The sequence below is a fragment of the Pseudomonas sp. UBA5666 genome (genome assembly GCF_002420785.1).
Classification (GTDB): Bacteria; Pseudomonadota; Gammaproteobacteria; order Pseudomonadales; family Pseudomonadaceae; genus Aquipseudomonas; species Aquipseudomonas fulva.
The window spans coordinates 36602-46488 of the sequence record NZ_DIIQ01000001.1; the positions used below are offsets into that span (position 1 = coordinate 36602).

Here is a 9887-nt window from a genome sequence, read left to right on the forward strand (position 1 = left end):
GCTTGCTATGGATTCCCGATGAACCTGCGAATGGTCCTTATCCTGGGCGCACTCAGTGCGTTCGGGCCTTTGGCGATCGACTTCTACCTGCCTGCCTTTCCGGCGATAGCCCAGGCGTTCGCCACTGATGAAAAACACGTCCAGACCACTCTGGCTGCCTACTTTCTCGGGTTGTCGATCGGGCAGCTCCTCTATGGCCCGGTAGCTGACCGTTTCGGTCGGCGCAAGCCGTTGCTGTTTGGCGTGGCGCTTTTTACCCTGGCATCGCTGGGATGCGCCTATGCGCCCAACCTGGACACCCTGATTCTGGCGCGCTTTGTCCAGGCACTGGGCGGCTGCGCGGGTATGGTGCTATCCCGGGCGATCGTCAGCGACAAGTGCGACCCGGTGGCTTCGGCCAAGGTGTTCTCGCAGCTGGTGCTGGTCATGGGCTTGGCGCCGATCCTTGCGCCCATGCTCGGCGGCGTGCTGGTCAACCATGCTGGGTGGCAGTTCATTTTCCTGTCCTTGAGCCTGTTCAGTGCCGGTTGCCTGCTCGCCGTCAGCCTCGGGCTGCCTGAAAGCATGCCTGATCATATTCCCCGGCAGCCATTGTCAGGGGCTTTGCGTCAGTACCTGCGCCTGCTCGCCGACCGTGTGTTCCTGGGGCACGCCTTGACGGGCGGTATCGCCATCGCCGGCATGTTTGCCTACATCGCAGGCTCGCCGTTCGTGTTCATCAAGTTGTACGGAGTACCTGCCGAGCATTACGGGTGGTTCTTCGGTGTCAATGCTGCGGGGTTCATCCTGATGGCTCAGGTGAACGCACGCCTGCTGGCTAAACGCGGGCCCGCCTGGCTGCTGACCCGGGCGGTATGGGTATACCTGGTAGCAGGCCTGGTTTTGCTGAGCATGGCGGCAATCAGGCCCCCAGCGCTCTGGCCGCTATTGGTACCGCTATTCGTGTGCATAGCGAGCCTGGGCTTCATTCTGCCCAACGCCTCGGCTTGCGCCATGAGCGGGCAGGGCGCTCGGGCTGGCAGCGCGTCGGCCATGATGGGCTGCGTGCAGTTCAGTGTTGCCGCTGGGGCCGCGGCGTTGGTGGGTTTGCTGCACGATGGCAGCGCGGTGCCCATGGCGCTGGTGATGAGCCTGTGTGGGGCATTGGTGGTCACGGTTGCGCTGTTGACGCGGCGCTTGCAATTTAAACGCTCGGTATGAGGCGTGAAGAACCTTCGATTGTATCTGCGCTATTTGGTGAAGACGGCTGTGGGCATCTTCCGAATTTGCAATAAGTGATATGCCTTAACTCACTCCATGCTGGGCCATGTTTCCTGTCAAACCGCCGATATACAGGCTGTTTTGCGAACATGCCGTTGAATAAGTCTCCTGCAAAGGGTAGCCCTACCCAGTGCATTTTTGCGACAACTAGGCCTGGGAGTGGCGCCAGGGTGGCTCCAGGTGCGGCTTATACTGACGAGCCAGGCCGGCGCGAGCGAGGGCGTTCGTGGGCCAGGGTCGGCCATCGCACCTACACAGTGAATATGCAGGAGTCACAGGGACATGAAAGCAGCCAGCAGCATCAGCCAGATCGCCAGCCTGATGGCCGACCCCAAGCGCAGTGCCATGTTATGGGCCTTGATCGATGGCACCCCCCGCCTGGCCAACGAGTTGGCCATCATGACCGGGCTCAGCGCCTCATCGGCCTGTGCACATCTTTCGCTGCTTTCTTCAGCGGGCTTGCTTCGGCATGAGGCCAGGGGACGCAAGCGTTATTTCCGCCTGGCAACGCCTCAGGTGGGCGCCGCTGTAGAGGCCCTTGCCAGCGTGCAACTCGAACAGGCAAGAAACCGTCATGCCCACACGCCGCGCCCTTCATTGCCCATGTCCGTGCGACGCGCCAGGCGGTGCGGCGATCACCTGGGCGGTGAGCTTGCAGGCGAACTCTACCATCGACTGGTAGTGGCTGGATGGCTGGATGGTTGTGGGCGGCAGTTGGTGGTCAGCGATGAGGGGCGAGCGCAACTGGCTCGCCTCGGCGTATACATCGATGCGCTGGCACCGCATCAGCCCCGAGCATGCACGATGTGCCGCTGCACCGAGTGGCACGACATGGAACCGCACCTGGGGGGCATTCTGGGCCAGGCGCTGTTCCGGCTGTTCCTGCAATCAGGGTGGATGCGCGAGGCCGAAGATACCCGGGCGTTGCACATATCACCGCTGGGTATCCAGCAGATCAATCGCATCGCCCGGGTCGAGACGCTGCAGGTGGGCTGAACGCGTCAGACCAGGCGCGCATCCAGGCTGTTCTGGGCAAGCCGGCGAGCTTGCTCTTGGGTCATACCCAGGTGAGTGTGCAGGGCGTGGAAGTTTTCCGTCACGTAGCCACCGAAATAGGCTGGGTCGTCCGAGTTGACGGTGACCTTCACGCCTTTTTCCAACATGTCGAGAATGTTGTGTTGGCTCATGTGGTCGAACACGCACAGCTTGGTGTTGGACAGTGGGCACACGGTCAAGGGGATCTGCTCCTCGATGATGCGCTGCATGAGGCGCTCGTCCTCGATGGCGCGCACACCGTGATCGATACGCTTGATCTGGAGCAGGTCCAGCGCTTCCCAGATGTACTCGGGCGGGCCTTCCTCGCCGGCATGCGCGACGGCCACGAAGCCTTCGCTGCGTGCCCTGTCGAACACACGCTGGAACTTGCTCGGTGGGTGGCCCATTTCGGAACTGTCCAGCCCAACGGCAATGAATGCGTCGCGAAACGGCAGGGCCTGGTCCAACGTCTTGTGGGCTTCGTCTTCGCTCAGGTGACGAAGGAAGCTCAGGATCAGGCCGCTGCTGATGCCCAACTGGTCACGGCCATCCTTGAGTGCCTGGTTGATGCCATTGAGCACCACTTCGAAAGGGATGCCGCGGTCGGTGTGTGTCTGTGGATCGAAGAAGGGCTCGGTGTGAATCACATTCTGCGCTTTGCAACGCTGAAGGTAAGCCCATGTGAGGTCATAGAAGTCCTGTTCGGTGCGCAGAACGTCGGCACCCTGGTAGTACAGGTCGAGAAACTCCTGCAAGTTGTTGAAGGCGTACGCACCGCGCAACGTCTCGACATCAGCCCAAGGCAGGGCAATCTTGTTGCGCTCGGCCAGGGCGAACAGCAACTCGGGTTCCAGGGAGCCTTCAAGGTGCAGGTGCAGTTCGGCCTTGGGCAGGGCGTTCAACCAGTCATACATATAAGGTGATCTCAATCAGGTACGGTTGCCGCCATTCTACAGGGCCCGGCCCGGCCGTGCGCCCCAATGGCGGCAACCTGCCCAATCACCAGACCAAGGGTTCGCCCTTGTAGTTGATGAAGCGCAGGCCCGCCGTTCCACCCTGGGCCTTGATCTGCTCGAGCATGCCACGCGTGCTGGTCAACACGTCGATCTCCGCGTTTTCTCCGCCCATGTCGGTTTTCACCCATCCTGGGTGCATGGCCAATACGCACAGGTCATGGCGCTGCTGGGCCACCACAAAACTGTTGATCATGGAGTTGAGGGCCGCCTTGCTGGCTTTGTACAAGCAAATCTCCCCGCCATCAGGCACTGCGACACTGCCCAGAATGGAGCTCATGAAGGCGAGTACGCCGGTATGTTCACGTACATGTTCAACCAGGCGGCGTGCGACACGAATCGGTGCAACGACGTTGGTCATGAACAGGTCACCGATTTCTTGGTGTGTGACGTTTTCCACATCCTGTGGGAGAGGGCCCATGACACCTGCGTTGATAAACACCAGGTCGAATAGCTGGCCGGTCAGACGCTCGGCCAGGGTGTCGAGTTGGGCTGGGTCATTCATTTCCAGCTGTTCGATACGCACGCCTGGAACATCAGCCAGAGCGCCTGGTGTTTGCAGAGTGCGTACGGTGGCGGTGACCTCCCATCCGTCTTCGTACAGGCGGTTGACCAAGCCTAACCCCAGGCCACGTGAGGCCCCGATGATCAGAGCGGTTTTTGAATCGGCCATGAGCGTGCTCCGTATGATTGTCAGAGCCACTGAGCATAATCCATAGGGCGCGGGGTCGTGCCAGGTCATTCGTGTTGTTGCTCGGGAGAGCGTTGCTGCTCGAAAAATGAGCGAACCTCGGTGCGGCCTTGTGCAACAGGCGCCCTGTCGTTCCACTCACGGGTTATCCACAGGCTGCTCCACAATTAATGTGTGCAAACCGCAGCGGTCCAGCCTTATTGCCACCTGCGCATGGGGATAACTCGGGCCGGCTTTGGTCAAGCCGCCGATCCAGTAACCGTGGTCAAATTTTGAACAAACCTGTGGAGGGCTCATGCTTATTGGGCTCTAGGCGTATGCCCCAAGCTTATCCACAGCCAGGCCCACAGTTGCTGTGGGCAATACTCAGCAACTCTCCAACAGAATCCGGCCGCGGCTCAGGTCTGCCAATTGCTGCTGCAGTGGCTGCCTGTGGGCATCTTCAAAGGCAAGCCTCAGGTCTACACCATTGGCGGTGAAGTGCTCTTCAAGGACCAGACCCTGAACGTCGGCGATCCGCAGTTTCACCAATGCCAACTCGCTGAACGCACAACTGCAAGTGAACTCGCTGCGCTGTACCAGCAGGCGCTTGGGGGCCTGCTGCAGGCATTTGTTGGCACCGCCGCCGTATGCCCTGGCCAACCCGCCGGTGCCAAGCTGAATGCCACCGTACCAGCGGATGACCAGTACTACTACCTGATCGCAATCCTGTGCCTCGATGGCTGACAAGATCGGGCGCCCGGCCGTGCCGCCGGGTTCACCATCGTCGCTGCTGCGGTATTGAGCACCGATTTTCCATGCCCAGCAATTGTGGGTGGCGTCGGGGTCGCTGTGACGCTCGATGAAACTCATGGCATCGCTGGCACTGTCGATGGGCCCGGCCAGGGTAATGAAGCGGCTTTTGCGAATTTCCTCGCGGTATTCGCAGAGGTCGAGCAGGGTAGAAGGCATAAATGTCGGTCAGGCAACTGGCGCGATGCCGCATCCTTTGAGAATGATGTGGATAAGGTTGGTGCTGGCATCTTCCATGTCTTGCTTGGTCAACCGGCTGCGGCCAGTGACTTGGCAGATCTGCGTGGCGAAGTCGGCGTAATGCTGGGTACTGCCCCATAGCAGGAAGATCAGGTGGACGGGGTCGACAGGGTCCATCTTGCCGGCGTCCATCCAGGCCTGGAACACTGCCGCCCGGCCCCGGAACCACTCGCGGTAGTCAGCGCTGAAGTATTCGGTCAGGCATGAGCCGCCGCTGATGACTTCCATGGCGAAGATTCGGGACGCCTGCGGGTTGCGCCTGGAGAACTCCATCTTCGTGCGAATGTACCGGCTAAGCGCCTCGCCCGGGTCGTCCTCGACGCTCAAGGCGTTGAAGGTGCTGTCCCATAGCTCGATGATGTTGCTGAGTACGGCAATATACAGGCCCAGCTTGTTGGTGAAGTAGTAATGCAGGTTGGCTTTGGGCAGCCCCGCCTTGAGGGCGATGGTGTTCATGCTGGTGCCCTTGAAACCATGACGGGCGAACTCGTCTTCGGCGGCCTTGATGATGGCCTGTTCGTTTTTCTGTCGGATACGGCCTGCGGGTTTGCCGGAGGCGGATAGGCGATGCGCAGGGACTTCTAATGTCATGAACGATTCCGTGCAGGGGGATGGCTGCGTCTGTAGGACAAGATTACCTTCCCACGGCAAAGTAACAAGCATTGGCGGCAGAGAGTGGCATCAACGTGTCGCAGCCAGACTTTCCAGAAAACTCTCAAGCACCAGGTTGGGCCTTCTGCCTTTTCGCGTCACCCAGCTCAAGCTCAGGTCATAGAAACGTTGCTGCGGCTTGAGCGCTCTCAGCCTTCCTTGCTGGACCCAGAGCGCAGCGTAGTGATCAGGCAAGTAACCCATGTAGCGCCCTGTCAGGATCAGAAACGCCATGCCTTCGCGATCAGAGGCGCTGGCCGTGCAGTTGAGCACCTGGTAGTGGGCCTGGACTTCGGCAGGCAAGCGGAAGGTTGGGGTAATGGCTTCCTGGCGATTGAGGCGCTCATCGTAGAGCAGATGGTCATCGGCGTAGAACAGCGGATGACCGACGGCGCAGTACAGCAGCGAGCGTTCGCTATACAGCGGTTGATATTCCAGCCCCGACAACGGGCTGGTCTGGGGGACGACGCCCACATGCAGGCTACCATCTAGAACGCCGTGCTCCACCTGGCTGGGTGCAATCATGCGGATCTGGATACGCACGTCCGGACCTCGGTCCTTGAGTTCAGCCAGCGCATGGGTGATGCGCATGTGCGGCAGGGTGACGAGGTTATCGGTCAGGCCGATGTTCAACTCGCCGCGCAAATGCTGGTGCAGGCCGTTGACTTCGGTACGGAAGGTCTCCAGTGCGCTCAGCAGTTGCAGCGCCGAGTGATAGACCTCTCGGCCTTCCTCGGTCAACGAGAACCCTGCACGCCCGCGCTGGCACAGGCGCAAACCCAGACGCTGCTCAAGATCGTTCATCTGCTGACTGATAGCCGATCGCCCGATACCCAGCACGTTTTCCGCGGCGGAAAACCCGCCACATTCCACCACGCTGCGGTAGATTTTCAGCAGGCGAATATCGAAGTCGCTGACTTGGGCAAGCGGATCGGGGCGTCGGCTCATCAGTTTAGTCGTGGCCTGTGTAAAGGTTAGAAATGCAGGCTTTTTCAGACTTTATCGCCGTGCCAAGTTAGCTGCAACAACATCCATCGTTGCCTAATCGTCTCTCGAGGAACCGCCGATGAACATGCTCCAAACCGCGCCTGCCGGTATCGCCAGCCAGCTCAAGCTGGATGCGCACTGGATGCCCTATACCGCCAACCGCAATTTCCAGCGCGATCCTCGGCTGATCGTGGCGGCCGATGGCAACCATTTGGTGGACGACAAGGGGCGCAGGATTTTCGATGCCCTGTCAGGTTTGTGGACATGTGGCGCGGGCCATACCCGCAAGGAAATCACCGAGGCGGTGTCGCGTCAGATCGGCACCCTGGACTATTCGCCGGGGTTTCAGTTCGGGCACCCGCTGTCCTTCCAGCTGGCTGAAAAGATTGCCGAACTGACCCCGGGTGACCTGAATCATGTGTTCTACACCAACTCAGGCTCCGAATGTGCCGATACGGCGCTGAAGATGGTGCGCGCCTATTGGCGCTTGAAAGGCCAGGCCACCAAGACCAAGATCATTGGCCGCGCCCGTGGCTACCACGGGGTGAACATCGCGGGTACCAGCCTGGGCGGTGTCAACGGCAACCGCAAGATGTTCGGGCAGTTGCTGGACGTCGATCATCTGCCCCACACCGTATTGCCGGCCAACGCGTTCACCAAGGGTCTGCCGGAAGAAGGCGGTATCGCGCTGGCTGACGAGATGCTCAAGCTGATCGAGCTGCACGACGCGTCCAATATTGCAGCGGTGATCGTCGAGCCGCTGGCGGGTTCGGCCGGCGTGCTGCCGCCGCCCAAGGGTTACCTCAAGCGTTTGCGTGAAATCTGCACCCAGCACAATATCCTGCTGATCTTCGACGAAGTGATCACCGGCTTTGGCCGCATGGGCGCGATGACCGGCGCCGAGGCCTTCGGCGTTACGCCTGACCTGATGTGCATCGCCAAGCAGGTGACCAACGGGGCGATCCCCATGGGGGCCGTGGTCGCCAGCAGCGAGATCTATCACACCTTCATGAACCAGCCGACGCCGGACTATGCCGTGGAATTCCCCCATGGCTATACCTACTCCGCACACCCGGTCGCCTGCGCGGCAGGTCTTGCCGCACTGGATCTGCTGCAAAAAGAAAACCTCGTGCAGTCTGCTGCCGACCTGGCACCGCATTTCGAGAAGCTGCTGCACGGCGTCAAAGGCACCAAGAATATCGTCGATATCCGCAACTATGGCCTGGCAGGCGCCATCCAGATCGCCGCCCGGGACGGAGATGCCATCGTTCGCCCTTATGAAGCGGCCATGAAACTGTGGAAAGCGGGCTTCTATGTGCGGTTCGGTGGCGACACCTTGCAGTTCGGCCCAACCTTCAATACCAAGCCCGAAGAGCTGGACCGTCTGTTCGATGCCGTGGGCGAGACCCTGAACCTGATCGACTGATTTCCTGCGTTCAAGGCAGGCGTTTGCCGCAGGCACGCCTGTCACGCCTCTTTTTTTCTGGAGTGTTACATGAGCATTGTTCAGCACCTGATCAACGGTGACCTGGTTACCAAGGGCGAGCGCACCGCCGATGTGTTCAACCCTTCCACTGGCCAGGCCATTCGCAAGGTCGAACTGGCCAGTCGTGCGACCGTGCAGCAAGCCATCGATGCCGCCAAAGCCGCGTTCCCGGCCTGGCGCAACACCCCGCCGGCCAAGCGCGCGCAAGTCATGTTCCGTTTCAAGCAGCTGCTCGAGCAGAACGAAGCGCGAATCGCACAGATGATCAGCGAGGAGCACGGCAAGACCCTGGAAGATGCCGCCGGTGAGTTGAAGCGCGGTATCGAGAACGTCGAGTTCGCCTGTGCTGCACCTGAATTGCTCAAGGGCGAGTACAGCCGAAACGTAGGACCCAATATCGACGCCTGGTCCGACTTCCAACCGCTGGGCATAGTGGCGGGTATCACGCCCTTCAACTTCCCGGCGATGGTGCCGCTGTGGATGTATCCACTGGCAATCGCATGCGGCAACGCATTCATTCTCAAGCCGTCGGAGCGCGACCCCAGCTCGACGCTGTTCATCGCCCAGCTGTTGCTGGAAGCGGGCCTGCCCAAGGGCATCCTCAATGTGGTGCACGGTGACAAGGAAGCGGTGGATGCCCTGATCGAGGCACCGGAGGTCAAGGCGCTGAGTTTCGTGGGTTCCACGCCGATCGCCGAGTACATCTACGCTGAGGGTACCAAACGTGGCAAGCGCGTCCAGGCACTGGGCGGCGCGAAAAACCACGCAGTTCTGATGCCCGATGCCGATCTGGACAACGCCGTCAGTGCGCTGATGGGGGCTGCCTATGGTTCGTGCGGTGAGCGTTGCATGGCCATTTCGGTCGCGGTATGCGTGGGTGACCAGGTGGCCGATGCGCTTATTGCCAAGCTTGAGCCGCAAATCAAGGCACTGAAGATCGGTGCGGGCACATCGTGCGGCCTGGACATGGGGCCGCTGGTCACGGCGGCTGCTCGCGACAAAGTGGTTGGCTACATCGAGGAAGGCGTAGCGGCGGGGGCCAGGCTCGTTGTCGACGGTCGCGGCTTGCGCGTATCGGGTAATGAAGAAGGCTATTTCGTCGGCGGCACCTTGTTCGACAAGGTGACCCCGCAAATGCGCATCTACAAGGAAGAGATTTTCGGGCCGGTGTTGTGTGTAGTACGGGTCGACAGCCTTGAACAGGCCATGCAACTGATCAATGATCACGAGTATGGCAACGGTACCTGCATCTTTACCCGTGACGGTGAAGCGGCGCGGTTGTTCTGCGATGAGATCGAAGTAGGCATGGTGGGGGTGAACGTTCCGCTGCCGGTCCCTGTGGCCTACCACAGCTTCGGCGGTTGGAAGCGTTCGCTGTTTGGTGACCTGCATGCCTACGGGCCGGACGGCGTGAGGTTCTACACCCGGCGCAAGGCCATTACTCAACGCTGGCCGCAACGTGCCAGCCATGAAGCATCGCAGTTCGCGTTCCCTAGTTTGTAAGCATGCTGTAAACGACGAAGGAGGCCACGGGGCCTCCTTCTTCTATATAGCGTCATGGTTCATTCATGTACGGCGTCTTTCCCACCCACGGCCTGAATATTTCAAATATATGAAATCAAAGGTTGACGCGGTTTCGAATCCCCTTATAATGCGCCCCACTTCCAGCGACATCGGAACGCGAAACTCCTTGAGATTCAATGAGTTAGCCAGTTCGGGTGGTGCTGAAAGG

The 9887-nt window shown here is 60.0% G+C and carries 9 protein-coding genes; 4 read left to right on the forward strand and 5 right to left on the reverse strand.

Annotated features, from left to right (window positions below; genetic code table 11):
- Positions 1 to 18: 18 nt before the first annotated feature.
- Entirely contained in the window at positions 19 to 1200 is a 1182-nt protein-coding gene (locus tag B2Y33_RS00150) for a multidrug effflux MFS transporter (protein ID WP_027915186.1), read from the forward strand.
- A gap of 342 nt (positions 1201 to 1542) precedes the next feature.
- Positions 1543 to 2256 (forward strand): ArsR/SmtB family transcription factor, encoded by a 714-nt coding sequence (locus B2Y33_RS00155; protein WP_027915187.1) that lies wholly within the window; start codon positions 1543 to 1545, stop codon positions 2254 to 2256.
- Between the two features lie 5 nt (positions 2257 to 2261).
- Here B2Y33_RS00155 and B2Y33_RS00160 read toward each other — a convergent pair whose 3' ends face one another.
- From B2Y33_RS00160 to B2Y33_RS00180, 5 genes are all read right to left on the reverse strand, one after another.
- Positions 2262 to 3209, reverse strand: coding sequence for an adenosine deaminase (locus tag B2Y33_RS00160; protein WP_049695395.1), 948 nt, complete (start codon positions 3207 to 3209; stop codon positions 2262 to 2264).
- Positions 3210 to 3294: 85 nt separating this feature from the next.
- Entirely contained in the window at positions 3295 to 3981 is a 687-nt protein-coding gene (locus B2Y33_RS00165) for an SDR family oxidoreductase (protein WP_027915189.1), read from the reverse strand.
- 384 nt (positions 3982 to 4365) lie between these two features.
- Positions 4366 to 4950: an IMPACT family protein gene (locus B2Y33_RS00170; RefSeq protein ID WP_027915190.1), complete on the reverse strand. Its 585-nt coding sequence runs from the start codon at positions 4948 to 4950 to the stop codon at positions 4366 to 4368.
- A 9-nt stretch (positions 4951 to 4959) separates the two neighbouring features.
- Positions 4960 to 5622, reverse strand: coding sequence for a TetR/AcrR family transcriptional regulator (locus B2Y33_RS00175; protein ID WP_023535181.1), 663 nt, complete (start codon positions 5620 to 5622; stop codon positions 4960 to 4962).
- A 90-nt stretch (positions 5623 to 5712) separates the two neighbouring features.
- Positions 5713 to 6633 (reverse strand): LysR family transcriptional regulator, encoded by a 921-nt coding sequence (locus B2Y33_RS00180; protein ID WP_277424935.1) that lies wholly within the window; start codon positions 6631 to 6633, stop codon positions 5713 to 5715.
- A gap of 115 nt (positions 6634 to 6748) precedes the next feature.
- Between B2Y33_RS00180 and B2Y33_RS00185 the strand changes: the two genes are divergently transcribed.
- Together B2Y33_RS00185 and B2Y33_RS00190 are read left to right on the forward strand one after the other, a co-directional pair.
- Positions 6749 to 8095 carry an aspartate aminotransferase family protein gene (locus B2Y33_RS00185; protein ID WP_027915192.1) on the forward strand — a complete coding sequence of 449 codons (1347 nt, stop codon included), beginning with the start codon at positions 6749 to 6751 and terminating at the stop codon, positions 8093 to 8095.
- 69 nt (positions 8096 to 8164) lie between these two features.
- Positions 8165 to 9658 (forward strand): CoA-acylating methylmalonate-semialdehyde dehydrogenase, encoded by a 1494-nt coding sequence (locus tag B2Y33_RS00190; RefSeq protein ID WP_027915193.1) that lies wholly within the window; start codon positions 8165 to 8167, stop codon positions 9656 to 9658.
- Positions 9659 to 9887 lie beyond the last annotated feature (229 nt).